Source organism: Ramlibacter sp. bp-362, assembly GCF_054956735.1.
Window position 1 is genome coordinate 106,334 of the sequence record NZ_JBUDXE010000005.1, and the last position, 24,659, is coordinate 130,992.

At 69.9% G+C, this 24,659-nt stretch carries 31 protein-coding genes; 13 read left to right on the forward strand and 18 right to left on the reverse strand.

The window, feature by feature from the left end; all coding sequences use genetic code 11:
- Positions 1–87 precede the first annotated feature (87 nt).
- Together dut and coaBC are read right to left on the reverse strand one after the other, a co-directional pair.
- A complete protein-coding gene (gene dut / locus ACY0MJ_RS08335; protein ID WP_462637910.1) occupies positions 88–534 on the reverse strand; it encodes a dUTP diphosphatase in 447 nt (148 codons plus the stop codon).
- Positions 535–544: 10 nt separating this feature from the next.
- Positions 545–1,762 (reverse strand): bifunctional phosphopantothenoylcysteine decarboxylase/phosphopantothenate--cysteine ligase CoaBC, encoded by a 1,218-nt coding sequence (coaBC, locus tag ACY0MJ_RS08340; RefSeq protein ID WP_462637911.1) that lies wholly within the window; start codon positions 1,760–1,762, stop codon positions 545–547.
- A 69-nt stretch (positions 1,763–1,831) separates the two neighbouring features.
- Between coaBC and ACY0MJ_RS08345 the strand changes: the two genes are divergently transcribed.
- From ACY0MJ_RS08345 to ACY0MJ_RS08370, 6 genes are all read left to right on the forward strand, one after another.
- Complete coding sequence (locus ACY0MJ_RS08345; protein WP_462637912.1) at positions 1,832–3,502, forward strand: CTP synthase; 1,671 nt, start codon at positions 1,832–1,834, stop codon at positions 3,500–3,502.
- Positions 3,503–4,357, forward strand: coding sequence for a 3-deoxy-8-phosphooctulonate synthase (gene kdsA, locus ACY0MJ_RS08350; RefSeq protein ID WP_462637913.1), 855 nt, complete (start codon positions 3,503–3,505; stop codon positions 4,355–4,357).
- Entirely contained in the window at positions 4,350–4,640 is a 291-nt protein-coding gene (locus tag ACY0MJ_RS08355; RefSeq protein WP_462637914.1) for a DUF1330 domain-containing protein, read from the forward strand. Before kdsA ends, ACY0MJ_RS08355 begins: the two co-directional genes overlap by 8 nt.
- 156 nt (positions 4,641–4,796) lie before the next feature.
- Positions 4,797–6,080, forward strand: coding sequence for a phosphopyruvate hydratase (gene eno, locus ACY0MJ_RS08360; RefSeq protein WP_462637916.1), 1,284 nt, complete (start codon positions 4,797–4,799; stop codon positions 6,078–6,080).
- A complete protein-coding gene (locus ACY0MJ_RS08365) occupies positions 6,080–6,355 on the forward strand; it encodes a septum formation initiator family protein (RefSeq protein WP_462637917.1) in 276 nt (91 codons plus the stop codon). Before eno ends, ACY0MJ_RS08365 begins: the two co-directional genes overlap by 1 nt.
- Entirely contained in the window at positions 6,352–7,023 is a 672-nt protein-coding gene (locus tag ACY0MJ_RS08370; protein WP_462637919.1) for an AAA family ATPase, read from the forward strand. Before ACY0MJ_RS08365 ends, ACY0MJ_RS08370 begins: the two co-directional genes overlap by 4 nt.
- Here the strand turns inward: ACY0MJ_RS08370 and hslO are convergent.
- Positions 6,977–7,942, reverse strand: a complete 966-nt coding sequence (gene hslO / locus ACY0MJ_RS08375; RefSeq protein WP_462637921.1) for an Hsp33 family molecular chaperone HslO — start codon at positions 7,940–7,942, stop codon at positions 6,977–6,979. The genes ACY0MJ_RS08370 and hslO overlap by 47 nt on opposite strands.
- Positions 7,942–8,463 carry a gamma carbonic anhydrase family protein gene (locus ACY0MJ_RS08380; RefSeq protein WP_462637923.1) on the reverse strand — a complete coding sequence of 174 codons (522 nt, stop codon included), beginning with the start codon at positions 8,461–8,463 and terminating at the stop codon, positions 7,942–7,944. Before ACY0MJ_RS08380 ends, hslO begins: the two co-directional genes overlap by 1 nt.
- A 35-nt stretch (positions 8,464–8,498) precedes the next feature.
- Between ACY0MJ_RS08380 and ACY0MJ_RS08385 the strand changes: the two genes are divergently transcribed.
- Positions 8,499–9,314 carry a ferritin-like domain-containing protein gene (locus ACY0MJ_RS08385; RefSeq protein WP_462637925.1) on the forward strand — a complete coding sequence of 272 codons (816 nt, stop codon included), beginning with the start codon at positions 8,499–8,501 and terminating at the stop codon, positions 9,312–9,314.
- 50 nt (positions 9,315–9,364) lie between these two features.
- Complete coding sequence (locus ACY0MJ_RS08390; RefSeq protein ID WP_462637927.1) at positions 9,365–9,601, forward strand: AbrB/MazE/SpoVT family DNA-binding domain-containing protein; 237 nt, start codon at positions 9,365–9,367, stop codon at positions 9,599–9,601.
- A 47-nt stretch (positions 9,602–9,648) separates the two neighbouring features.
- On the opposite strand, the gene infA is transcribed toward ACY0MJ_RS08390, so the two are convergent.
- The 7 genes from infA to ACY0MJ_RS08425 all read right to left on the reverse strand — a co-directional run bounded on the left by infA (position 9,649) and on the right by ACY0MJ_RS08425 (position 14,704).
- Complete coding sequence (infA, locus tag ACY0MJ_RS08395; protein ID WP_462637928.1) at positions 9,649–9,915, reverse strand: translation initiation factor IF-1; 267 nt, start codon at positions 9,913–9,915, stop codon at positions 9,649–9,651.
- 272 nt (positions 9,916–10,187) lie between these two features.
- On the reverse strand, positions 10,188–10,886 hold the full coding sequence (locus ACY0MJ_RS08400) for an RNA polymerase sigma factor (RefSeq protein WP_462637929.1): 699 nt from the start codon (positions 10,884–10,886) through the stop codon (positions 10,188–10,190).
- The gene (locus ACY0MJ_RS08405) at positions 10,883–11,203 is read right to left on the reverse strand and encodes a cupredoxin domain-containing protein (RefSeq protein WP_462637931.1); all 321 of its coding nucleotides are present in this window, start codon (positions 11,201–11,203) and stop codon (positions 10,883–10,885) included. Before ACY0MJ_RS08405 ends, ACY0MJ_RS08400 begins: the two co-directional genes overlap by 4 nt.
- Before the next feature lies 1 nt (position 11,204).
- A complete protein-coding gene (locus tag ACY0MJ_RS08410) occupies positions 11,205–11,735 on the reverse strand; it encodes a DUF4142 domain-containing protein (protein WP_462637932.1) in 531 nt (176 codons plus the stop codon).
- A gap of 108 nt (positions 11,736–11,843) precedes the next feature.
- A complete protein-coding gene (locus ACY0MJ_RS08415) occupies positions 11,844–12,827 on the reverse strand; it encodes a Bug family tripartite tricarboxylate transporter substrate binding protein (protein ID WP_462637933.1) in 984 nt (327 codons plus the stop codon).
- 10 nt (positions 12,828–12,837) lie between these two features.
- Entirely contained in the window at positions 12,838–13,719 is an 882-nt protein-coding gene (gene xerD / locus ACY0MJ_RS08420; protein ID WP_462637934.1) for a site-specific tyrosine recombinase XerD, read from the reverse strand.
- Between the two features lie 13 nt (positions 13,720–13,732).
- Complete coding sequence (locus ACY0MJ_RS08425; protein WP_462637935.1) at positions 13,733–14,704, reverse strand: tripartite tricarboxylate transporter substrate binding protein BugE; 972 nt, start codon at positions 14,702–14,704, stop codon at positions 13,733–13,735.
- Positions 14,705–14,759: 55 nt separating this feature from the next.
- Here ACY0MJ_RS08425 and ACY0MJ_RS08430 point away from each other — a divergent pair, with 55 nt between their 5' ends.
- Positions 14,760–15,674, forward strand: a complete 915-nt coding sequence (locus ACY0MJ_RS08430; protein WP_462637936.1) for an AEC family transporter — start codon at positions 14,760–14,762, stop codon at positions 15,672–15,674.
- 25 nt (positions 15,675–15,699) lie between these two features.
- On the opposite strand, the gene ACY0MJ_RS08435 is transcribed toward ACY0MJ_RS08430, so the two are convergent.
- From ACY0MJ_RS08435 to queG, 3 genes are all read right to left on the reverse strand, one after another.
- A complete protein-coding gene (locus ACY0MJ_RS08435; protein WP_462637937.1) occupies positions 15,700–17,493 on the reverse strand; it encodes a hypothetical protein in 1,794 nt (597 codons plus the stop codon).
- 92 nt (positions 17,494–17,585) lie between these two features.
- Positions 17,586–18,110, reverse strand: a complete 525-nt coding sequence (locus ACY0MJ_RS08440; RefSeq protein WP_462637938.1) for a helix-turn-helix transcriptional regulator — start codon at positions 18,108–18,110, stop codon at positions 17,586–17,588.
- A gap of 87 nt (positions 18,111–18,197) precedes the next feature.
- Positions 18,198–19,238 carry a tRNA epoxyqueuosine(34) reductase QueG gene (queG, locus tag ACY0MJ_RS08445; protein WP_462638182.1) on the reverse strand — a complete coding sequence of 347 codons (1,041 nt, stop codon included), beginning with the start codon at positions 19,236–19,238 and terminating at the stop codon, positions 18,198–18,200.
- A gap of 27 nt (positions 19,239–19,265) precedes the next feature.
- On the opposite strand from queG, the gene tsaE reads away from it, so the two are divergent.
- From tsaE to ACY0MJ_RS08465, 4 genes are all read left to right on the forward strand, one after another.
- Positions 19,266–19,763, forward strand: coding sequence for a tRNA (adenosine(37)-N6)-threonylcarbamoyltransferase complex ATPase subunit type 1 TsaE (gene tsaE / locus ACY0MJ_RS08450; RefSeq protein WP_462638183.1), 498 nt, complete (start codon positions 19,266–19,268; stop codon positions 19,761–19,763).
- Entirely contained in the window at positions 19,760–21,088 is a 1,329-nt protein-coding gene (locus ACY0MJ_RS08455; RefSeq protein WP_462637939.1) for an N-acetylmuramoyl-L-alanine amidase, read from the forward strand. The genes tsaE and ACY0MJ_RS08455 overlap by 4 nt, the downstream gene beginning before the upstream one ends.
- 142 nt (positions 21,089–21,230) lie before the next feature.
- Positions 21,231–21,437, forward strand: a complete 207-nt coding sequence (locus ACY0MJ_RS08460) for a glycine zipper 2TM domain-containing protein (RefSeq protein WP_462637940.1) — start codon at positions 21,231–21,233, stop codon at positions 21,435–21,437.
- Between the two features lie 226 nt (positions 21,438–21,663).
- On the forward strand, positions 21,664–21,873 hold the full coding sequence (locus ACY0MJ_RS08465) for a glycine zipper 2TM domain-containing protein (protein WP_462637941.1): 210 nt from the start codon (positions 21,664–21,666) through the stop codon (positions 21,871–21,873).
- Positions 21,874–21,897: 24 nt separating this feature from the next.
- Here ACY0MJ_RS08465 and ACY0MJ_RS08470 read toward each other — a convergent pair whose 3' ends face one another.
- From ACY0MJ_RS08470 to ACY0MJ_RS08485, 4 genes are all read right to left on the reverse strand, one after another.
- Positions 21,898–22,374, reverse strand: coding sequence for an aromatic-ring-hydroxylating dioxygenase subunit beta (locus ACY0MJ_RS08470; RefSeq protein ID WP_462637942.1), 477 nt, complete (start codon positions 22,372–22,374; stop codon positions 21,898–21,900).
- Positions 22,371–23,696 (reverse strand): SRPBCC family protein, encoded by a 1,326-nt coding sequence (locus tag ACY0MJ_RS08475; protein WP_462637943.1) that lies wholly within the window; start codon positions 23,694–23,696, stop codon positions 22,371–22,373. Before ACY0MJ_RS08475 ends, ACY0MJ_RS08470 begins: the two co-directional genes overlap by 4 nt.
- Before the next feature lie 33 nt (positions 23,697–23,729).
- Positions 23,730–23,915: a hypothetical protein gene (locus ACY0MJ_RS08480; protein WP_462637944.1), complete on the reverse strand. Its 186-nt coding sequence runs from the start codon at positions 23,913–23,915 to the stop codon at positions 23,730–23,732.
- An 81-nt stretch (positions 23,916–23,996) separates the two neighbouring features.
- Positions 23,997–24,653 carry a VTT domain-containing protein gene (locus ACY0MJ_RS08485; RefSeq protein ID WP_462637945.1) on the reverse strand — a complete coding sequence of 219 codons (657 nt, stop codon included), beginning with the start codon at positions 24,651–24,653 and terminating at the stop codon, positions 23,997–23,999.
- Positions 24,654–24,659: the final 6 nt, after the last annotated feature.

Below are 24,659 nucleotides of genomic sequence, written 5' to 3' on the forward strand. Positions count from 1 at the left end.
CGCCTCCGACGCGGGCGCCGTCATTCCCGCTGTTTGGCGTAGGAGATCGATGGACACGCTGTCAGCCGGCGCGCACGCCGGCCGGCATCAACTCTTCCCGGTCGAGCCGTAGCCGCCGGCGCCGCGCTGCGTCGCCGGGAAGTCGTCGACCACGCGGAAGCTTGCCTGCACGACGGGCACGATCACCAGCTGGGCCAGCCTTTCCATGGGCTGCAGCGTGAAGGCCGTGTCGCTGCGGTTCCAGGCGCTCACCATCAGCTGGCCCTGGTAGTCGCTGTCGATCAGGCCGACCAGGTTGCCGAGCACGATGCCGTGCTTGTGGCCGAGGCCCGAGCGCGGCAGGATCAGCGCCGCGTAGCCCGGGTCCTTCAGCCACATGGCGATGCCGGTGGGCACCAGCTGCCAGGCGTTCGGCTCCAGCGTGAGCGGCGCATCGAGGCAGGCGCGCAGGTCCAGGCCGGCACTGCCGGGCGTGGCGTAGCTGGGCAACTGGTCCGCCAGGCGCGGATCGAGGATCTTGACGTCGACTTGCATTCGGGGTGTTTCAGGCGCGCGGCAGGCGACGCGCGATCTCGGCGACGAGCCGGCGCGCGCATTCGATCTTGGAGGCGCGGGGCAGCTCGGTGGCGCCCTCCGCGTCCACCAGCAGCATCTGGTTGTCGTCCTGGCCGAAGGTGAGCGGGCCGATGTTGCCCACCAGCAGCGGGATGCCCTTGCGCTCGCGCTTGGCCTTGGCGTGCTTCACGAGGTCGTGGCTCTCCGCGGCGAAGCCGACGCAGAACAGCGCGCCGCTCTTCGCGCGTTCGGTCTTCGCGACCGTCGCGAGGATGTCGGGGTTCTCGGTGAAGGCGAGCACCGGCGCGCTTCCGCTGCCGTCCTTCTTGATCTTCCGGTCCGCTTCGGTGACGGGCCGCCAGTCGGCCACGGCGGCCGCGGCGATGAACACGTCGGCCCGCGGCGTCTCGGCTTGCGTGGCCGCGAGCATCTCGCGGGCCGACTTCACGTCGACGCGGCGCACGCCGCGCGGCGTGGGCACGCTCACGGGCCCGGCCACCAGCACGACCTCGGCGCCCGCTTCGCGCGCGGCGCGGGCGATGGCGAATCCCATCTTGCCGGACGAATGGTTGGTGATGCCGCGGATCGGGTCCATCGCCTCGAAGGTGGGGCCGGCGGTGATCACCACCTTGCGGCCCGCCAGCCGCTTGGGCTGCAGGAAGGCGACGAGGTCCTCCAGCAATTCCTGCGGCTCCAGCATGCGGCCGTCGCCCGTCTCGCCGCAGGCCTGGAAGCCGCTGCCCACGCCCAGGATGGTGGCGCCGTCGGCGGCCAGCTGCGCCATGTTGCGCTGGGTGGCCGGATGGGCCCACATCTCGCGGTTCATCGCCGGCGCGATCAGCAGCGGCACGCGCTCGATCGGGCGGGCGAGGCACATCAGCGACAGCAGTTCGTCGGCCCGGCCCTGCACCAGCTTCGCCATGAAGTCCGCGCTGCAGGGTGCGACGAGGATGGCGTCGGCCTGGCGCGACAGGTTGATGTGCGGCATGTTGTTCGGCTCGCGGGCATCCCACTGCGAGGTGAACACGGGCCGGTTCGACAGCGCCTGCATGGTCACGGGCGTGATGAACTGCTCGCTGGCGTTGGTCATCACCACCTGGACCTGCGCGCCCTCCTTGACGAGGGCCCGGCACAGATCCGCGGCCTTGTAGCAGGCGATCCCGCCCGTCAGGCCCAGGACGATGTGCTTGCCGGCGAGATCGTTCATGGCTGCGGAGTGTAAGGGACCTCTATAATCTCGCTTTACCACCTCCCGGGAGCCGCCCTCCCGACCGACATGACCAAATTCGTCTTCGTCACCGGCGGTGTGGTGTCCTCCCTGGGCAAGGGAATCGCCTCAGCCTCCCTCGCAGCGATCCTGGAGTCGCGGGGCCTCAAAGTCACCCTGATCAAGCTCGATCCCTACATCAACGTGGATCCGGGCACGATGTCGCCCTTCCAGCACGGCGAGGTGTTCGTCACCGACGACGGCGCGGAGACCGACCTGGACCTCGGCCACTATGAACGCTTCGTCTCCACGCGCATGCGCAAGGCGAACAACTTCACGACCGGCCAGATCTACAAGAGCGTGCTGGAGAAGGAACGCCGCGGCGACTACCTGGGCAAGACGGTGCAGGTCATCCCGCATGTCACCAACGAGATCCAGGAGTTCATCCGCCGCGGCGCCGGCGACGTGGACGTGGCGATCGTCGAGATCGGCGGCACCGTCGGCGACATCGAGTCCCTGCCCTTCCTGGAGGCGGTGCGCCAGATGGCGCTGAAGCTGGGCCCCAACAACTCCGCCTTCGTCCACCTCACCTACGTGCCCTTCATCCAGGCCGCCGGCGAGCTGAAGACCAAGCCCACGCAGCACACGGTGCAGAAGATGCGCGAGATCGGCATCCAGCCCGACGCCCTGCTGTGCCGCGCCGACCGCCGCATCCCCGAGGACGAGGCCGAGAAGATCAGCCTGTTCACCAACGTGCCGCGCTGGGGCGTGATCTCCATGCCGGACGTCGACACCATCTACAAGGTGCCGCGCGTGCTGCACGAGCAGGGCCTGGACGGCCTGATCTGCGACAAGCTGCGCCTGGGCACGCCGCCGGCCAACCTGAAGCGCTGGGACGACCTCGTGTACGAGGTGGAGCACCCACGCGGCGAGGTCCACATCGCCATGGTCGGCAAGTACGTCGACCTGTCGGACAGCTACAAGTCGCTCAACGAGGCGCTGCGCCACGCGGGCCTGAAGAACCACGTGCGCGTGAAGGTCGACTACCTCGATTCCGAGACCATCACGCCCGACAGCGTCAACCAGCTCGCCCAGTACGACGCCATCCTGGTGCCCGGCGGCTTCGGCAAGCGCGGCATCGAGGGCAAGATCGCCGCGGCCCGCTTCGCCCGCGAGCACAAGGTCCCCTACCTGGGCATCTGCCTTGGCATGCAGGTCGCGACCATCGAGTACGCGCGCGACGTCGCCGGCCTGCACGGCGCCAACAGCACCGAGTTCGAGCCGCAGACGCCGCACCCGGTGATCGCCCTCATCACCGAATGGCAGGACGCGAGCGGCGCGATCCAGGTGCGCAGCGAGCAGTCCGACCTGGGCGGCACCATGCGCCTGGGCGCGCAGAGTTCCGACGTCGCCCCCGGCACGCTGGCGCACAGGATCTACGGCGACGTGGTGACGGAACGCCACCGCCACCGCTACGAAGCGAACGTCAAGTACCTCGACACGCTGCGCAAGGCCGGCCTGGTGATCTCGGCACTGACGCAGCGCGAGCACCTCACCGAGATCGTGGAGCTGCCGCAGGACGTGCATCCCTGGTTCATGGGCGTGCAGTTCCACCCGGAATTCAAGTCGACGCCGTGGGACGGCCACCCGCTGTTCAATTCCTTCATCCACGCCGCGTGCCAGCACCAGGCGGGGGCCCTCGGGGCCGCCGGCGGCAAGTCCCTCAAGGTTGTCGCCTAAATGAAGCTGTGCGGTTTCGAAGTCGGGCTCGCCCAGCCCTTCTTCCTCATTTCCGGTCCCTGCGTCGTCGAGTCCGAGCAGTTGCAGATGGACGTGGCGGGCCAGCTGAAGGAGATCACTTCTTCCCTGGGCATCCCCTTCATCTTCAAGAGCAGCTACGACAAGGCCAACCGGTCGTCAGGGGCCAGCTTCCGCGGCCCGGGCATGGAGAAGGGCCTGGAGATCCTGGCCAAGGTGAAGCGCGAGCTGCAGGTGCCTATCCTCACCGACGTGCACACCGAGGCGGAAGTGCCGCGCGTCGCCCAGGTGGTCGACGTTCTGCAGACGCCGGCCTTCCTGTGCCGCCAGACCGATTTCATCCGCGCCGTCGCCCAGTCCGGCAAGCCGGTGAACATCAAGAAGGGCCAGTTCCTCGCGCCCGGCGACATGAAGAACGTGATCCAGAAGGCGCGCGACGCCGCCCGCGAGAAGGGCCTGCCGGAAGACAGCTTCCTGGCCTGCGAGCGGGGCGCGAGCTTCGGCTACAACAACCTGGTCTCGGACATGCGCTCGCTGGCGATCATGCGCGAGACCGGCGCGCCGGTGGTGTTCGACGCCACCCACTCCGTGCAGCTCCCTGGCGGCCAGGGCACCAGCTCGGGCGGCCAGCGCGAGCACGTGCCGGTGCTGTCGCGCGCGGCGGTGGCGGTCGGCGTGGCCGGCCTGTTCATGGAAACCCACCCGGACCCGGCCAAGGCCTTGTCCGACGGGCCCAACGCGGTGCCGCTGAAGCACATGCGCGCGCTGCTGGAAACGCTGGTGGCGCTGGACCGCGTCACCAAGAAGAACGGCTTCCTGGAGAACCACTTTGCCTAAGTACTACATCCTCGCGAACGTCAAGGTCACCAACCCGCAGCAATACGACGAGTACCGCAAGCTGTCGACGCAGGCCTTCCAGGCCCACGGCGTGCAGCCCATGGTGCGCGGCGGCGCCGTCGAAGTGCTGGAAGGCGACTGGACGCCCGACCGCACCGTGCTGATGGAATTCCCCTCGAAGGAAAAAGCCCTGGAGTGGTACCACTCCCCGGAATACCAGGCCGCGAAGAAGGCCCGCGAAGGCGCCGCCGTGATGCGGATGGTGCTGATCGAAGGGGCCTGAATGCGGGCTGCCGGACGCGAAAGTCGCAAAGGTTTCGCAAAGGTCGCAAAGGAATTCATAAAAATGTCTTCTGCCTCTTTTGCGACTTTTGCGTAACCTTTGCGACCTCTGCGTCCGGCTGCTTGGCTGTTTGAAAAACGAAAAGAGAACCACTGAATGAGCGCCATCGTTGACATCGTCGGACGCGAGATCCTGGACTCGCGCGGGAATCCCACCGTGGAGTGCGACGTCCTGCTGGAGTCGGGGACCATGGGCCGTGCGGCCGTGCCCTCGGGGGCTTCCACCGGCTCGCGGGAGGCCATCGAGCTGCGCGACGGCGATCCCAAGCGCTACCTGGGCAAGGGCGTGCTGAAGGCCGTCGAGCACATCAACACCGAGATCTCCGAGTCGGTGCTGGGCCTCGACGCCTCCGAGCAGAACTTCCTCGACAAGACGCTGATCGACCTGGACGGCACCGAGAACAAGAGCCGCCTGGGCGCCAACGCGATGCTGGCCGTCTCCATGGCCGTCGCCCGCGCCGCGGCCGAGGAATCCGGCCTGCCGCTGTACCGCTACTTCGGCGGCATGAACGGCTGCCAGCTGCCGGTGCCGATGATGAACGTCGTCAACGGCGGCGCGCACGCCAACAACAACCTCGACCTCCAGGAGCTGATGATCATCCCCGTGGGCGCGCCCAGCTTCCGCGAGGCGATGCGCTACGGCGCCGAGGTGTTCCACGCGCTCAAGAAGATCATCCACGACAAGGGGATGAGCGTGGCCGTCGGCGACGAAGGCGGCTTCGCCCCGAACGTGGAGAACCACGAGGCCGCGATCCAGATGATCCTGCAGGCGATCGAGAAGGCCGGCTACCAGCCGGGCGAGCAGGTCGCGCTGGGCCTGGACTGCGCCTCCAGCGAGTTCTACAAGGACGGCATCTACGACCTCACGGCCGAAGGCCAGCGCCTCAACGCGGCCGACTGGGCCGGCGTGCTGGAGAGCTGGGTGTCGAAGTACCCGATCATCAGCATCGAGGACGGCATGGCCGAGGGCGACTGGGACGGCTGGAAGCTGCTGACCGAGCGCCTGGGCAGCCAGGTGCAGCTGGTGGGCGACGACCTGTTCGTCACCAACACGAAGATCCTGAAGGAAGGCATCGAGAAGAAGATCGCCAACTCGATCCTGATCAAGATCAACCAGATCGGCACGCTCACCGAGACCTTCGCCGCGATCGAGATGGCCAAGCGCGCCAACTACACGGCCGTGATCAGCCACCGCTCGGGCGAGACCGAGGACTCCACCATCGCCGACATCGCCGTCGGCACCAACGCGGGCCAGATCAAGACGGGCTCGCTGTCGCGCAGCGACCGCATGGCCAAGTACAACCAGCTGCTGCGCATCGAGGAAGACCTGGGCGAGATCGCCCAGTATCCCGGCCGCGCGGCCTTCTACAACCTGAGGTAGTGGACTCCAGGCTCGTCGCCGCCCTGCTGATCGGCCTGCTGGCCGTGGTGCAGGCCCAGCTCTGGTTGGGCCGCGGCAGCGTCGGCGACGTGGCCCACCTGCAGCGCACGCTCGACGAACAGCGCGCGAACAACACGGTCGCCCGGCAGGCGAACGCGCGCCTGGCCGAGGAGGTGCGCGACCTCCAGGAAGGCCTGGACATGGTCGAGGAGAAGGCCCGCTCCGAGCTGGGCATGGTCAAGCCCAACGAGGTGCTGGTCCAGATCGTCAAATGACGCGCATTGCGGTGCTCGGTGCCGAGAGCACCGGCAAGTCGCAATTGGCGGCGGAACTGGCCGCGCACCTGCGCGAGCGCGGCCTCCGCGCCGTTGCCGTCCCCGAAGTCCTGCGCGAATGGTGCACCCGCGCCGGCCGCGCCCCCCGCCCCGAAGAACAGCTCGCGATCGCGCGGGAGCAGGAACACCGCGTGGACGAAGCGGCGGCTTCCGCGGACTTCGTGGTCGCGGACACCACATCGCTCATGGTCGCGATCTACGCGGGCATGCTGTTTCCCGACGGCGAGCTGCTGCGCTTCGCGCTGGAGCGCCAGCGCGGCTACGACGCGACGCTGGTCACGGGACTGGACCTACCCTGGGTGGCCGACGGCCTCCAGCGCGATGCCGCGCATTCCCGCGAGGAGGTCGACGCGCTGGTGCGCTCGCAGTTGCAGGATGCGGCCATCCCCTTCCAGGTGGTCTACGGCCAGGGCCCGCAGCGGCTGGCGTCCGCCCTGGACGCCCTCGCCTCCCGCGGCGTGCTGCCCTTCGGGCGCGAGCGCACGGCGGAGGCGCAGCGGCCCTGGGTGTGGATGTGCGAGAAGTGCAGCGACCCGGAGTGCGAGCACCGCCTCTTCCGGCTCACTGCATCGTCGACGACCCCGGCGGCTGGTCGCCCGGGGCCATGAAGATCTGGGCCGCGTCGACGGCGTCGAAGCGGTAGTGCTGGCCGCAGAAATCGCAGCTCACGTCGATCTCGCCGCGCTCGGCCAGGATGCTCTCGGCCTCCTCCTGCCCCAGCCCTCGGATCATGCCGGTGACGCGTTCGCGGCTGCAGGTGCAGGCGAAGCGCGGCGTCAGCGCATCGAACCTCAGGATGCGCTCCTGCCAGAACAGGCGCCGCAGGATGGTCTCCACGTCCAGCTGCAGCAGTTCGTCGCCGGTGAGGCTGCCCGCGAGCGTCGCGATGCGGTTGAAGTGCTCCATCTGCTCCGCCGGGTCCAGCCCCTGGGCGCCGCCCAGGTTGGCCTCGCCCTCGGCGGGCAGCCGCTGGATCAGCAGGCCGGCCGCGACGTTCGCGTCGGCGGCCAGCACCAGCCTGGTATCCAGCTGCTCGGACTGGCGCATGTAGTGTTCCAGCACGTCGGCCAGGTTCGGCTTGTCCGTGCCGTGGCTCGCGTTCAGCGGCACGACGCCCTGGTAGGCCTGCTGGCCCGGCAGGCGGTCCTTGGGGTCGAGCGTGATCGCGCAGCGGCCGCGGCCGTTCACGTTCACGAGGTCCTGCAGGTGCGCGCCGGAATCCACCTCGCCCACCACCTTGGCGGTCACGCGCAGGCTCAGGTCGTGCTGCACCTCGGCCACCGCCACCTTCACCGGCCCCTCGCCGAAGATCTGCATGACCAGCGCGCCGTTGAACTTGATGTTGGCCTGCATCAGCGCGCCGGCCGCCGCCATCTCGCCCAGCATGCGCGTCACCGGCCAGGGCCAGGGCGTCGCCGCGTCGTCGGCGCGGCGGCGCGCCAGGATCTCCTGCCAGGCGTCGGTCAGGCGCACGATCTGCCCGCGCACGGGCAGGCCGTCGAACAGGAACTTGTGCAGCTCGGACATCAGCCGATCTTCTTGCGCCGGGCGTGGCGCTGCGCGTTCTCCACGTAGTGCTGGGGAATCGTCTGGAATTTCGCGATCTGCCCGGCGTCCAGCGTGCGGATCGCCTTCGCGGGGGCGCCCACGATCAGCGAGTTGTCCGGGAACTCCTTGCCCTCGGTCACCACGCTGCCGGCGCCCACGATCGAGTTCTTGCCGATCTTCGCGTGATTGAGCACCACGGCCTGGATGCCGATCAGCGAGCCCTCGCCGATGGTGCAGCCATGCAGCATGACCTGGTGGCCCACGGTGACGTTGTCGCCGATGGTGAGCGGCACGCCCTCGTCCGCGTGCAGCACCGAGCCGTCCTGGATGTTGCTGTTGCGGCCGATGCGGATCTTCTCGGTGTCGCCGCGCACGACGCAGCCGTACCAGACGCTGGCGTTCTCCGCCAGTTCCACCTGCCCCATCACCTCCGCGTTGTCGGCGACCCATGCGCCCTTTGCCAGTTGCGGCGCCTTGCCGTCGAGTTCGTAGATCGCCATTCGGTCGTTCCTGGACAAAAACTAGAATTGTAGGGATGGAGCTCCGCCAACGGGCTCTGCAGGCGCTTTGCGCGGCCGACCCGCGCGCGAAGGCCGCGCTGGCCACGGCCTTGTTCGCGGATGCCCGGCAGTTGCCGATCTCACCCACCGCACCCGAGCCGCCGGCCACGCTGCCCGGCCGGCCGGACCTGCCGCGCCTGGTCCATCCGGCGCGCGTGCCGCGGCGCTCGCCGGCGAAGCCCGAAGGCCTGGCCGCCCTGCTGCATGCCATCGCCCACATCGAGTTCAACGCGATCAACTTGGCCCTGGACGCCGCCTGGCGCTTCGAGGACATGCCGGAGGCCTTCCACCACGACTGGCTGCGCGTGGCGGCGGAGGAGTCCTTCCACTTCACGCTGCTGGCGGACCACCTGGCGACGCTGGGCCACGCCTACGGCGACTTCGAGGCGCACGACGGCCTGTGGGCGATGTGCGAGAAGACGAGGGACGACGTGGTCGCGCGCATGGCGCTGGTGCCGCGCACGCTGGAAGCACGCGGGCTGGACGCGACGCCGCAGATCCAGCAGAAGCTGCGCCAGGTCGGGACGCCGGCGGCCCTGCGGGCTGTGGAGATCCTGGACGTGATCCTGCGCGACGAGGTGGGCCACGTCGCGATCGGCAATCGCTGGTACCGGTGGCTGTGCGAGCGCGAGCAACTGGATCCCGTCGCGCACTATCCGGCGCTCGTGGAGCGCTACGCCGCGCCGCGGCTGCATCCGCCCTTCAACGAGGAAGCGCGGCGCAGCGCGGGCTTCACGGCGGAGGAACTGGCCTGGCTGGCCGGCGGGGTTGCCCCGCCTCAGGCACCTTGAGATGGATCTTGCGTTTTGCAGAACCTGAGCCGTTCCAGTAAAACGCGATCATGGGAACCATCGTGAGTGTCACAGCCCGGGGAGCGATCACCCTGCCGGCCAAGCTGCGCGAGGAGCTCGGGCTGAAGGCGAACGATTTGTTGGTCGCGGAGACAACCCCGCAAGGGCTGCTCTTGCGGCCTGCGGTAGCCCTGTCGATCGAGATGTATTCCCCGGCGCGGGTGCAGGAATTCGACACGGCCGAGGCGGAGTTGGACATTCTTCTCGGCCGGATCAGCCCTCGATGACCCTCACCCCCGCCCTCTCCCGCAAGCGGGAGAGGGAGCAGGTCGCCTCAGCGACGCCGGACCGGCGGGCGCGCAACGCCGCCGCCCGTGCGGGGAGGCAGGTGGCGGAACATGATGCGGCCCTTGTTCAGGTCGTAGGGGGACATCTCCAGCGTCACGTCGTCGCCGGCGATGACGCGGATGCGGTGCTTGCGCATCTTGCCGCCGTTGTAGGCGATCAGCGTGTGGCCGTTCTCGAGCACCACCTTGAAGCGGGAGTCGGGCAGCACTTCCTCGACGCGGCCGCGCATTTCGATCAATTCTTCCTTCGCCATGCAGTCCTTTCGAATGCGGTCCGGGGGCCGGACCACGGGATGCAGCGGCGCGCGCCGAAGGGCGCGCCGCGCGTTGCGCCCGGTGCGGGCGGGAGTTCAGGAGCGAGGACCCGCCTGGGGAGCGCGGGCGCACCGGGGACGGTGCGCGGGCCGGCGGCGGAGTCGGGGCTCATCCGCCTCCGTGCACGAGAGGAGGCGGTGTTGGGGGAGCCCCCGAGTGTACGACGATCCCCGCATCCCTGCCGGAGGCAAGGTTTGCGGGGACCGGCGAGCTAGCGCAGGCCCAGCCGGGCCAGCACGCCGGCGACGATGCGGTCGCAGCGTTCGCCGTCGAAGGAGAACACGTCGCGCTCGGCCACGTCGATGTCCTGCGCCAGCGACTCGCGCAGCATGCTGCGGGCGCGGAAATGGCGGCTGCGCACGGTGGCCTCGGGGATGTCGAGGCAGCGCGCGGTTTCCTCGACGCTCAGCTCCTCCACGCAGCGCAGCACGAAGACCGTGCGGAAGGCTTCGGGCAGTTCGTCGAGCTTGCGCTCCAGCACGGCGCGCAGCTCCGCCCGCACCAGCGCCTTGTCGGGCGTTTCCGTTTCGGTGGTCGGCATGGCGGCGTACTCCTCGTCTTCCGGCCCGCCCATGGACACCATGGGCACGATGTTGTCGCGGCGCGCCTGGCGGCGCAGCCGCACCAGGCACTGGTTGACGACCACGCGCGACAACCAGGTGGCGAGGCTCGCCTCGCCGCGGAAGTTGCCCATCGCCTGGAAGGCGGAGAGCCATGCGTCCTGCAGCGCGTCCTCCGCTTCGGCCGAGTCGCGCAGCATGGAGCGCGCGACGCGGTAGAGGCGCTGGTTGTAGCGCCGCATCAGCAGTTCGAAGCTGGTGCCCTCGCCGGCCAGCACGCGCTGCACGAGCGCGGCGTCGTCGACCTGGGTCGCCGGGGCGACGGAACGGAGTGTGCTCATGCCGCTCATTGCACCACCACCGTCGCTTTCATGCCAGGGTGGTAGGTGCACACGTAGTCGTGGCGGCCCGCCTTGGAAGCCACGTGCGACCACGACTTCCCATTGGCGATCCCGCCCGAATCGAACAGCCCCGCCGCCGTCGCGGTGTGCGGCACCACGTCGCGGTTGCGCCACACGATCGTGTCGCCGCGCTTCACCGTGACCACCTGGGGTTGGAACTTCATGCCCTCCATGGTCACGGTGTGCGTCTCGGCGAGCGCGGACTGCGGCAGCAGCGCCGCCGCCAGCACCAGGCCGGCCAGGGCCGGCAGCTTCGCGCCGTTCACGTCACTTCCCCAGCTGCGACTGGAGCATCTTCGCGTGCTCGAGGTGCGCGACGAACGCGGGGCGCACCTTCACCATCAGGTCCTTCAGTTCGGCGTTGTCGGCCGAGGGCACCAGGGTCTTGTCGAGGGCGTCGAGCACGGCCTGGTGGTAGGCCACCTCGTGGTCCACGTAGGCCTTGTCGAAGGCGGCGCCCTTGAGCTTCTTCAGCGCCGCGATGTTGTCGTCGCCGCCCTTCTTGAGGCTGCGGCTGGTGTCGCTCGCCTCCGGCTTCACCTTCAGCTTGTTGGCGAGGGCGACGGCCTGCTTGTTCACCGCGTTGTGGTCGGTGATCATCTGCTCGGCGAACTTCCTGACGTCCTTGGAATGGGCGCGGGCCTTGGCCAGCTTGCCGGCGTCGACGTCGACCTGGTTGGCGGTGACCACGATGGCGGCGATCTGCGGATCGGTCGGGCCCTTGTCCTGGGCATGGGCGGGGAGGATGGCCATCGCCAGCGCGGCGGCCAGCAAGGCGGGACGGAAACTGAGGGTCATTGCAAGCTTCTCCTGTACGGCCCGCGGCGGCCGATAAGCCGCTTGGCGGGTCTGCCTGCACAGATGTCGCCACTCGCGCCCGCGTTCCCGCGCCCGCCCTGCGCTTGCCTAGTCGAGGCGGATGCCCGCGTCGCGCACGATCCGCCGGGTGCTGTCGGCCTCGGCGATCACGAGGCGCGCGAAGTCCCGGGCCGCGCCGCCGGTGGGCACGCTCCCGCTGGCCAGCATGCGCTGGCGCACCTGCGGCGTCTCGAGCGCCTGGTTCACCTCGCTGTTGATCCGGTCCAGGAGGCGCAGCGGCAGGTTGCCGGGCGCGAAGATGCCGAAGTGCGCCGAGAGATTCGCGGCCGGGTGATCCAGTTCGGCCAGCGTGGGCACCTGCGGCAGCGCGGGCAGCCGCCGGGGCGCGCCGACGGCGAGCGCCCGCAGCCGGCCCAGGCGGACGTAGTCCAGCAGCGCCGGCGTGGCCTGCATGGTCAGCACCTCGAACTGGCCACCCAGCGCATCGGCGAGTTGCTGCGCACCGCCGCGGTAGGGGATGTGCACGAAGCGCACGCGCGCTCCCGCCTGCAGGTGCTCGAGCACCAGGTGGCCGAGCGAGGCGGGTCCGGGGGTGGCCCAGCGGATCGTGTCCGGCCAGTCGCGGGCCCGCGCGAGCAGCTCGCCGAAATCGCGCGCGAAGGCCGCGGGCGTGGCCATCAGCAGCACGGGGGAGTCCATGACGGCGGCCACCGGCGTGAAGTCGCGTTCGGCGTCGTAGGCCACCTTGCCGATCGCGGGGCTCAGCGTGAGCGGGCCGGTCGCGGAAAAGGCCAGCGTGTAGCCGTCGGGCTGCGCCCGGGCAAGCGCGTCCATGCCGATGGTGCCGTTGGCGCCGCCGCGGTTCTCCACAATCACGGGCTGGCCCATCTCGGCGGCCAGGCTCTGCGCGAGGGCGCGCCCGACCAGGTCGCTGATGCTGCCGCTGGCGGCCGGCACGATCAGGCGCAGCGGCCGGGCCGGCCAGACCTGGGCGCGGGCGGGCAGGGCCAGGGCCGCCAGCGCGGCCAGCACGGCGCGGCGGCTCGGTGCAAGGGTGCAGCAGGAGGACACGGCCGAAGGCTCACCCGCGCGGATGGTGCTGCGCGTGCAGCACCTTCAGCCGCTCGCGCGCGACGTGGGTGTAGATGGTGGTGGTGGAGATGTCGGCATGCCCCAGCAGCATCTGCACGGCGCGCAGGTCGGCGCCGTGGTTGAGCAGGTGGGTGGCGAAGGCATGCCGCAGCGTGTGCGGCGACAGGGGCGCCGTGATGCCCGCGGCGCGCGCGTGCTTCTTCACGATCACCCAGAACATCGCGCGGGTCATGCCCTGCCCGCGCGCGGTGACGAACAGGTCCTCGCTCTGCTGGCCGCCCAGGATGGCGGCGCGCGCCTCGGCGAGATAGCGCACGATCCAGTCGCGCGCCACCTGGCCGAAGGGCACCAGGCGCTCCTTGCTGCCCTTGCCGAGCACGCGCAGCACGCCTTCGTTCATGCCGACGTTGAAGGTCTTCAGGCCCACGAGCTCGCTCACGCGCAGCCCGCTCGCGTACATCAGCTCCAGCATGGTGCGGTCGCGCAGGCCCAGCGGCGTGTCCACGTCGGGCGCTTCCAGCAGCGCCTCGACCTGGGCTTCGGTGAGCGTCTTGGGCACCCGCAGCGGCTGTTTCGCCGACTGCAGGCGCAGCGTCGGGTCGGCATCGATCAGGCGCTCGCGCAGCGCCCAGCGGAAGTAGCGCTTGAAGACCGTCAGCCGGCGGTTGGCCGAGGTCGGCTTGCTGCCGGCGTGCCGGAAGGCGAAGTAGCCGTGCAGGTCGGCCTCGCTGGTGGCCGGCAGCTGCAGGCCGCGCTTCGCCAGCCACTGCGCATAGAGCGCCAGGTCCCGCCGGTACGCGGCCAGCGTGTTGCGCGAGAGCCCCTCCTCGAGCCAGAGGGCGTCGATGAAGGTGTCGATGGCGTCGGTCATTCCGAGCGCAACATTACTCCAGCTTCAGCTTCGCCTGCTCCACGACCTTCCTGTAGACGCCGAACTCGTTGCGGATCTGCTGGGCGAACTGCTCGGGCGTGTTGCCGATCACGATCGAGCCGGTGTCCTCGATGCGCTTGCGCACGGCCGGATCCTGCAGCGATTTCACCGCCGCGGCGTTGACCTTGTCGACGATCGCCTTCGGCAGGCCCTTGGGGCCCAGCAGGCCGTAGTAGGCCATGCGGTTCACGGGCTCCAGGCCCACTTCCTTGAAGGTCGGCACGTTGGGCAGTTCCTTCAGTCGCTGGGGCGCGGCCACGACGATCGCGACCAGGCGGCCGTCCTTGATGAAGGGCAGCGCCGAGGGCAGGTTGTCGAAGATCATCGGCACCTGGCCGGCCACCGTGTCGTTCAGGGCCGGGCCCGCGCCGCGGTAGGGGATGTGGGTGACGAAGGTGCCCGACATCGTCTTGAACAGCTCCATCTGCAGGTGGCCGATGCCGCCGGTGCCGGAGGAGGAGTAGGAGTACTTGCCGGGGTTCTTCTTCAGCTCGGCGACGAAGGACTTGTAGTCGCGGGCCGGGAAGCTGGGATGCACCGCGATCACGTTGGGCGTGGCGGCGATGTTGACGATCGGCGTGAAATCGGTGACGGGGTTGTACGGGATCTTGGGGTTGATCGCCGGGTTGGCCGCCGTGGTGGAGACCGTGGCGACGCCCAGCGTGTAGCCGTCCGGCGCCGCGCGCATCAGCTCGGTCGCGCCGATGACGCCGCCGCCCCCGGACTTGTTCTCCACGATCACGCTCTGGCCGAGCTGCTTCGACAGCGGCTCGGACATGACCCGGCCGACGATGTCGGTGGTGCCGCCGGGCGCGAAGGGCACGATCAGGCGGATCACCTTGGACGGGTAGGACTGCGCGAAGGCAGGGGTGGCGGCGAGGGCCAGGATGCCGCCGGTCGCGGCGATCCAGGTGCGTCGTCTCATTCAATCTCCTTGGGGTGGCCGAAAAAGGCGTGCATCGTAACGCTATCCTCGCGCCGTGAATTTCCTGCAGCTGCTGCTTCCCGACTTCTCCCTGATCCTGTGCGGCTACATCGTCTGCCGCACCACCGCCCTCGACCGGACGGTGTGGGGCCAGGTCGAGAACCTGGTGTACTTCTTCCTCTTTCCGGTGCTGCTGTTCCAGTCCATCGTGCGCAGCCCGCTGGACCTGGGCGCGGCGTCGAGCCTGATCGGCGCCGGACTGCTGATGGGCGTCGGCGGCATCGCCCTCGCCTACGCGCTGCCCCACGTGCCGGGGCTCGCCCGCCACATCGACCGGCGCGAGCACGCGGGCGCCGCGCAGGTCGCCTTCCGCTTCAACTCCTACGTCGGCCTCGCCATCGTCGACCGGATGGCCGGCGCGCAAGGCCTGCTGCTGCTGGCCGTGCTGATCGGCGTGTGCGTGCCGGTGTTCAACGTCGCGGCGGTCTGGCCGATGGCGCGTCACGCCCGCACCGGGATGGTGGGCGCGCTGGTGCGCAACCCGCTGATCGTCGCCACGGTCGCCGGGCTGGCGGCCAACCTCGCCGGCCTGCGCATCCCGCCCTGGCTGGAGCCGACGGTCGCGCGCGTCGGCGGCGCCTCGATTCCCCTGGGCCTGATGGCGGCCGGCGCCGGCATGCGGGTCGCGCACCTGGCGCAGCAGAAGACCCTGACCGTTTCCTTGCTGGGCATCCGCCACCTCGCGCTGCCGCTGCTCGCCGCCGCCCTGGCCTGGGCCTTCCGGCTCGACGCGGTGCAGACGCTGGTGCTGCTGGCGTTCTCTGCGCTGCCGACTTCGTCGAGCTGCTACGTGCTGGCGGCGCGCATGGGCTACAACGGCGCGTACGTGGGCGGGCTGGTCACGCTGTCGACGCTGTTGGCGCTGGCGAGCCTGCCGTTTGCGTTGGGCGTGCTCGCGGTCCGGCCCTAGGGCGGACCGCGGCTCCGCCGCCCGGCTAGGGCGCGACCGACAGCCCGTAGATCACGATCGATCTCTCCCCGTTGAAGCCGTCGGTGCTGACGTCGAGGTTCACCAGCCGCACGGGCAGGCCGTTGCAGGTGGCTTCGACGACCACCTGCGCCGAGGTGGCTGCGGGCGAGACGACCGGCACGTCCTTGATGCACTGGAAGCCTCCGGTTCCCGAATGGTCGGTGAACATCAGCACCGCGACCTGGATCCGCTCCACCGCATACGTCGTGGGCAGCGTCCACCGCACCGTCGACGTCCCGACGGGGATCGTGGTCCCGGTCGGCCGGGTGATCGCGATCCGCTCCGTGGTGAAGGCATTGAGCGGCACCGTATAGGAGAGGCTCCCGCCCGCGCTGCGCTGCAGGGTCACCGTGACCGGGGTCCCCGCGGCCGGCAGCGGCGGCGACAGCACGCCGGTGTTGGCGAAGAACGGCTGCAGCTGCACGCCCGAATCGAGCACCTCCACGGGGCCAAGCTGCACGGCGGGCGAAGCGAAGCTGCTGGTCACGCTCACGGAAGCGGCGCTGGCGGGGACGCTGCCCACGACGGGACGGACGTCGATGTTCACAGCCGGCCCGTCGATGCCCGCGTGCAGGCCCTGGTCGTGCCGGCCTTCGGCCTGCACGTTCACGCGCGCGATGCGCCCGTCGCCGGAAAACCGCCAGGCGCCGTCGGATCCCTTCCGGAAGAAGAACACGTGCCGGTCGGTGCTGGTGGCCCCGCCCGCGGCTTGCGTGACTTCGACGAGCACTTCGGCGGTGCCGCCGGCGACATCGAGTGCGCGGACCTGGTTGGCCGCGAGCGTCACGTCGTCGAGCTGCCGCAGGTCGGGTAGCAGTTCGGCGAGGAACTGGCTGCGGTTCAGGCCTTCGTCCAGCAGGTCGGCGTCGAAGAAGGGTTCGAGATCGGCTGCCGAGAGGGCGGTGCCCCGGCTGTTCACGGCAGCGGCGACGCCGGCGAGCGAAGCCTGGATGGCGTCCAGCGCCGCGACCTGGCCGGGAGCGACCGCCACGACGCTGGTGCTCGTGGCCGTGGTCGTCGCGGTGCCATCCGTGGTGCTCGTGCTCGCGGTGATCGCGCTGGTGGCCGTGCGGAAGTCCAGGCGCGTGCTCTGCGTGGCGCTGCCCGCCGCCAGGACCAGTTCGGCCCTCGTGCGGTTCACGGTCACGTCGCTGTTGTCCAGCAGCTTGTCCATGCCCGTGCCGTCGGCGGCGAAGGGCTTGCGGATGAGGTCCAGCGGGTCCGTGACGGGCGCGTCGGCGGTCGTGATCGCGAGCTGCAGGACATCGAGCAGCGCCCGCGCGATGCTGCGGACCTGCTGCGGCGCCGGCGGCGGCAGGGCCGTCGGGTCGGCGAAGGCGGTGTCGGCCGACTGCCCCTGCAGGTTGTACCAGGACCGCACCACGAGGTCGGTGATGGGCGTGATGTTCAGCGTGGCCGTGGCGTTGCCGTCGGTGCTGACGCTCAGCAGCCGCACGCCTCCGCCCGTGGTCACCCGCAGCAGGAAGGGCGGCGCCAGGCCCGTGGTGTCGAGCGTGAACGCACCGCTCGCGCTCGTGGTCGCGCGGACCGACCGGTTGCCGCTGTCCTTCAGGATGACCACCGCGTTGGCGACCGCCGCGCCCGCGGCGGCCGTTCCGGAAACCGTGCTGGAAGGCGCCGCCGGTGCGTCGTCGCCCCCGCCGCCGCCGCACGCCACGAGCATGGCGCTGAACGCGCAGGCCACCAGCAGCGGCAGGCGCAGGCGGACGAAGGCGGCGATGCGTGCAACGAGGTCCATGGCTTTCCTCCAGCAGTGCAGGGAGGGCCAATCTATGCCGGGCCCGTGCCGGCCCGCTTCGGAATCCTGCGGCCGGGACGGGAAAGCGGCGCTTATGGCCGGTCGGCGTCCAGGGAGCGGCGGTACGCGCTGGGCGTCACGCCATGCGTCTTGCGAAAGGCGGCGATGAACTGGCTGTAGGTCTGGAAGCCCGACAGCACGGCGATGTCCGCCAGCGTCGTCCGCGGATGCTCCGTCATCAGGCTGCGCGCCAGGGTCGCCCGGCACTGCAGCACGTGCTGCCACAGGGTCTGGCCCGTGGCCTGGTGGTAGCTGCGCCCGAGGTGGAAGGGGCTGAGCGAGGCGGCCCGGGCGATGTCGGCCACGCTGATGTCGTCGGCCAGCTTGGCGGCGATGAACTCGTGCACCTTGCGCAGCGTGCGCTGCGACAGCGCGCATCGCGCATGCAGGGCCACCGGGAGCGGGCGGTGCGGCGCGGCATCGCGCGTGCCCAGCGCCTGCAGCAGCGCCTGCTCGAAGGGTTGGCCGCGCGCCGCGCCGGATCGCAGGTAGGCGTCGAGCGCGCCCAGCGCCTCGCCTGGAATCGACAGCGTCACGGTGGACGCCTCCGCAGCCATCCTGTCGCCAGAGACCATGGCAGTCCTCCCGCCATCGCAACTGCTTTTGGATCCCGCCCTGTTGTTTCAAATTACTACCAAACGAGGTCACGCGCAAGACTGCGACAGGGCCCACTGGACGTGCTCCCGTACCATGTCCATGGGATGCCCCAGCCGCGCCTGCAGCGCCGCGCGGATCGCCGGGTCGTCCGCCTTGCGCAGCGCGTTCCCCATCGCCACGGCGATGTTCCGCAGCCACCGCGCGTGGCCGATGCGGCGGATCGGGCTGCCTTCGGTGAAGCGGAGGAACTCCTCCTCGCTCCAGCCGAACAGCTCCACGAGCGATCGCCCCACCAGCCCCTCGCGCGGCGCGAAGTCGGGCAGCAGCGCGGGCCGGGCGAACTTGTTCCAGGGGCACGCCAGCTGGCAGTCGTCGCAGCCGTAGATGCGGTTGCCCATGAGCGGGCGCAGTTCCTCGGGGATGGACCCGTGGTGCTCGATGGTGAGATACGAGATGCAGCGGCGCGCATCGAGCCGGTAGGGCGCGACGATCGCGCCCGTGGGGCACACGTCCAGGCAGGCGTGGCAGGTGCCGCAGTGGTCGCCCGTGGGTTCGGTCGGCGGCAGCGCGAGGTCCACGTAGATCTCGCCCAGGAAGAACATCGAGCCGCCCTCGCGGTTCAGCACCAGCGTGTGGCGGCCGCGCCAGCCCTGGCCGCTGCGCGCCGCCAGTTCCACTTCCAGCACCGGCGCCGAATCGGTGAAGGCGCGGTGGCCGAAGGGCCCCACGGCCGCCGCGATGCGCTCGGACAGCTTCTGCAGGCGGGAGCGCAGCACCTTGTGGTAGTCCCGGCCGCGCGCGTAAAGCGAGACGATGCCCTCGCCCGGCCGCCGCAGGCGATCGAACTCGATCGCCTGCCAGCCCTCGGGTGTGGCGGGCAGGTAGTCCATGCGTGCGGTAATCACGGAGGTCGTGCCCGGCACGAGTTCCGCGGGGCGCGCGCGGCGCACGCCGTGGGTTTCCATGTACTCCATTTCGCCGTGGAAGCCGTTGGCCAGCCAGGCGAGCAGGCCCGGTTCCGCGCTGGAAAGGTCGACGCCGGCCACGCCGATTTGGGAGAATCCGAGCTCGCGCGCCCAGCCACGGATCTGGGCCACCAGGAAAGGACCGCCGCTCTGACCGCCGTCGAACACCACGAGCCGATTGTAGGAACGCCCTGCCGACCCCTGTCATGGGAGGGCGAGGAAGACACCCGCGCCTTCGCGCAGCGCCTGGCGCGGCACCCCGCCATCGCCGACGCGTTCATCGCGCTGCACGGCGAGCTGGGCGCGGGCAAGACCACGCTCGTGCGCCACCTGCTGCGCGCGCTGGGCGTGGTGGGCCGCGTGAAGTCGCCGACCTACGCCGTCGTGGAACCCTACGAGCTGCCCGGCCAGGCGGTCTGGCACTTCGACTTCTACCGCTTCGACGACCCGCGGGAATGGGAGGACGCCGGCTTCCGCGACATCTTCGCCGGCGCCGGCCTCAAGCTGGCCGAGTGGCCGGAGAAGGCCGCGGCGCTGCTGCCGCCGGCCGACCTGGACATCCACATCGCGCTCGCCGGCGAGGACGACACGCGCCGCCAGGTCACGCTGTGCGCCAACACCCCGCGCGGGGCGGAGCTGCTGGCATGAAGCGCCGCGACCTCCTGCAGAAGGGCAGCCTCGTGCTGCTGGTCGGCGCCCACCAGCTCGCGCTGGGCGCCACCGTGGTCGCCGTGCGCCTGTGGCCCGCGCCCGACTACACGCGGCTCACGCTGGAGTCCGATGGCGCGCTCACGAGCAAGCTGGTGCCCCTGCCCGGCCGGCTCGCGCTGGACCTGGAAGGCATCGCGCTCGATCCCGCGCTGCGCGAGCTGGTGGCCAAGGTCCGCGCCGACGATCCCTACATCGCCGGCATCCGCATCCTGCAGCACTCGGCGCGCACCGTGCGGCTGGAGGTCGACCTGAAGCAGCCGGTGCTGCCGCAGATGTTCAGCCTGCAGCCGGTGGCCGCGTACAGGAACCGGCTGGTGCTGGACTTCTACCCGGCCAACCCGGTCGATCCGCTGGAGGCGCTGATCGCCGAGCGCCTGAAGGAGGACGAACGCCGCGGCCTCGCGGCGGCATCGCCCGCCCCCGCGCCGGCGCCGGACCCGCTGGGCGAGCTGATCGCCCAGCAGACGCAGCGCCCGGCCCGGGCGCCCGCACAGCCGGCGGCTGAAGTGGCGCGCCCGGCGCTCGCCACGGCCAAGACCGACCGCCTGATCATCATCGCGCTGGACCCCGGCCACGGCGGCGAGGACCCGGGCGCCATCGGCCCCAGCGGCACGCGCGAGAAGGACGTCGTGCTGCAGATCGCGCACCTGCTGCGCGAGCGCATCAACGCCGCCAGCGTGAAGGGCAGCCCGATGCGGGCCTTCCTCACGCGCGACGCCGACTTCTTCGTGCCGCTGCACGTGCGGGTGGAGAAGGCGCGGCGCGTGCAGGCCGACCTGTTCGTGAGCATCCATGCCGATGCCTTCATGACGCCCACCGCGCGCGGCGCCAGCGTCTTCGCGCTGAGCCAGAGCGGCGCCTCCAGCACCGCCGCGCGCTGGATGGCCGACAAGGAGAACCGGGCCGACCTGATCGGCGGCGTGAACATCAAGTCGCAGGACGTGCACGTGATGCGCGCCATGCTGGACATGAGCACCACCGCGCAGATCAAGGACAGCATGAAGCTCGCCGGCGCCCTGCTCGGCGAGATCGGCAACGTCGGCCGCCTGCACAAGGGCGAGGTCGAACAGGCGGGTTTCGCGGTGCTGAAGGCGCCCGACATCCCCAGCGTGCTGGTGGAGACGGCCTTCATCTCCAACCCGGAGGAAGAAGCCAAGCTGCGCAGCGGCCCCTACCAGGAGCAGCTCGCCGACGCGCTGATGCGCGGCATCGAACGCTACTTCGCGCGCAACCCGCCGCTCGCGCGCAGCCGCCCGCTCTGACCTTCACCATCCCCTGCACCCAGACGACACCTCCCGGCGCACGGTTCCTACAGTCCCGCAGAGCCCGCGCCGCCTACATTCCTTCGACAGGTTGCCGCACCTACCGCGGCTTTTCGAACGAATCGAACAGGAAGGTGAATCCATGAAGACCAAAGTCCTTTCCGCGGCTGTGCTGGCCGTTTCCATGCTGGGCCTGGGTGGCTGCGCCACCATGGACCGCACGACCGTCGGCACGGTCGGTGGCGCCGTGGTCGGCGGCCTCGTGGGCAGCGCGATCGGCGGCACCGGTGCCACGATCCTCGGTGCCGGCGCCGGCGCCTACCTGGGCAACCAGGCCGCCAAGCGCTGATCCCGCGACACGCGCGATCGATGGGCCAGGACCTCGCGTCCTGGCCCTTTTTCATGCGCGCCGCGGTGCCTCATCGCACGAGCCGCGGCCTGCACCCTTCCCGGGGGGCAGACGACAGGGCCAGTCAAGGGGTTCCTACAGTCCCGCAGAGCCCGCCTGCCTACATTGGTCCACACAGGTGGCCGCCCCGCGGCCGGAACGTTGACCCGATACGGAAGGTGATCCCATGAAGACGAAATTCCTCTCGGCGGCCGTGCTGGCCGTCTCCATGCTGGGCCTGGGTGGCTGCGCCACGATGGACCGCACCACCGTCGGCACCGTGGGCGGCGCGGTGGTGGGCGGCCTGGTGGGTGATGCCATCGGCGGCACCGCCGCCACGATCCTGGGCGCCGGCGCCGGTGCCTACCTGGGCAACCAGGCCGCGAAGCGCTATTGATCGGGGAAGGCGCGCAGGCGCCTTTCAGATCGGATAGATCAGCGAGTTGAGCACCATCTCGCTGTCGTACACGCACGTGCGGCTGGCCAGCTTCAGGCCCGCCGGCGTGCGTTCGATCTCGTCGATGTAGCGGCCCACGTTGTAGACCTCGCTCGCATCCCCCGGCTTGGTGCGGAACACCGCGTAGTTCGCCTGCGCGCGGATGCGCGCACCGGACGCCTCCAGCACCTGCGCCGGGCCGACCACGTGCCGCGTGTAGTAGGGCGCGTGGTAGATCGTGTGCGTGATGCCGTAGACGCGGTCCTTCATCATCCCCTGGCTCTCCAGCGCGATCAGCGCCAGCGGCAGGCCGCGGTCGAAGTTCTCGCGCGCCTGCACCTTGTAGAGGCCCTCCGGCAGGAAGAACTCCGGCCAGGCGTCGAAGCGGCGCTCGTCCAGGGCAGCGGCATAGGCGGCATTGAGCTGGTCGACCTCCAGCTGCAGCAACAGCGACTCGTTCATACGCCCATCACCTTGCGCCAGTAGGCGTACATGCTGCGGATCAGGGTCTCGGTGACCATGTGCTCGGTGCCTTCCGTGCCGGTGCCGCCCAGCTCGCACAGCGTCTCGCCGTCCTCCCCCCACTGGCGGAAGCCGTCCTGGCTCAGCTCGATCACCTCGCCGTCGTCGGCGCTCACGAAGCCCGCGGGACCGAACAGGTTGGCCTGGCGCAGGCGCCGGCGCGTCATCTCCTCGCTGTCGTCGGCGAAGCCGAAGTGCGTCCAGACGAAGTCGAAGCTGCCCTCCCCGCGCGGCACGATGTGGCGGGTGGAGAGCGAGTTCACCTGCTGCTGGATGATCACGCTGGGGAACAGCGTGATCATGGTGACGGTCGGCATGATCGGCGTGCCCGGGTTGGACGGGTCGTCCACCTTCCACCAGGGCTCGGGCACCACGTCGAGCAGGCGCGTGTCGTTCAGCGCCATGTCGGCCTTGAAGCTGGTGACGCCCTGCGTGACGGCCTTGTTCTCGCCGCCCTCGTTGCGGCGGGAGATCATCACGGCGTGGCGGCCGTGCTCGTCCATCACCATGCGGCTCTTCTGGTCGGCGCGCCACAGCCCGAAGGTGACGAACCAGGTGTGGAGCAGGCCCGGGTGGTACGGGTCCTTGATGTTCTCCATCATCAGCTTCCAGTTGCCCGGGATGCGCTGGCGGTTGATGCCCAGCAGCGTGAGCTTGCGGCCGGCGAAGATGCGGTCCAGCCAGGGCATCACGCGCGGGCCGAAGTAGGCCTCGATCGGCTCGGCCTCCTCGCTGAAGGTCGCGAACACCAGGCCGTGCAGCACCGCGACGCGCAGGCGCGTGAGGCCGTGCTGCTTCACGTCGAAACCCGCCGGCATGCCGCCCTGCACGCAGGGCTGGCCGGCCTCGTCGGTGGCCGGCACGCCGTCCTTGAAGGGCAGGCCGGCCAGCTCGCCATCGAGCTTGTACGTCCACTGGTGGTAGGGGCAGACGAAGCTGCGCGCGTTGCCCTGCGGCTGCTGGCAGAAGCGCACGCCGCGGTGGGCGCAGCGGTTCTCGACCACGCGGATGCCGTGGTCGGTGCCGCGATCCTTCGGCGCGACCCGGTCGCGCACCAGGATCACCTGGCGCTCGCCGACCCAGGACAGCTTGTAGTCGCCGACGTTGGGGACCTCGATCTCCAGGCCCACGTAGCACCAGTGCGGGCCGTAGAAGATCTTCTCCAGCTCGCGGCCATAGAGCTGCGCATCGGTGTAGGCCCAGAAGGGCACGCGGCTGGAGCCGGTGCCGCTCCAGCGCGAGAGGGATTCAGGCGCGTTCATGGCGCGAGTATCGCGCAGCCCGCGCCCGCCGCTTCAGCGGCTGGCCGGCTCGCCCGAGTCGCGCGTGTTCCCGTAGGTGTCGCTGGTGGGGGCGTCCTTGTCCTTCAGGCCCGGCGGCGGTTCGCCGGGGCCTTGCGGACGCTGCTCGCGGCTCGCTTCGCCGCGGTCCTCGCGTTCGCCGGGTGGGTTGTTGGAGACGTCGGGCTTGATGTCGGGCATGGTGCGCTCCTGTTGGCTGCCAGCCCAATCTAGCCCCGCGGCGGCGGCGGCGCTGTAGGAAGGCGGCTTGCCGCCGCGCCTTCAGCCGCGCGCCGGGGCCGCCCGGTTGCGCCGGGCCTGCCAGGCGCCGGCCAGCACGATCACGCCCGGGATCAGGATCATCGCCCAGATGATCTTGTCGAGGTTCTCCTTGACCCAGGGGATGCTGCCGAAGAAGTAGCCGGCGGTGATCACGCCGCCCACCCACAGGGCGCCGCCGGTCACGTCGTACAGGGTGAACTTGCTGCGCGTCATGCGCGCGACCCCGGCCACGAAGGGCGCGAAGGTGCGCAGGAAGGGCATGAAGCGCGCCAGCACGATGGTGATCCCGCCGTACTTCTCGTAGAAGGCGTGCGCCTGCTCGAAGGCGCGCTTGTTGAAGAAGCGCGAGTTCTCCCACTGGAAGACGCGCGGGCCGAAGTGGTGGCCGATCGTGTAGTTGCTCTGGTTGCCCAGCACGGCGGCGGCCAGCAGCAGCGCGACGGACAGCGGGTAGCTCATGAGCCCGACGCCGCACAGCGCGCCGACGACGAACAGCAGCGAGTCGCCCGGCAGGAAGGGCATGACCACCACGCCGGTCTCCACGAAGATGACCAGGAACAGCAGCGCATACACCCAGGCGCCGTAGTTCGTCACGAAGCTTTCCAGGTAGCGGTCGACGTGCAGGACGAAATCGACGAGCAGCATGAGGACATCCATGGCGGA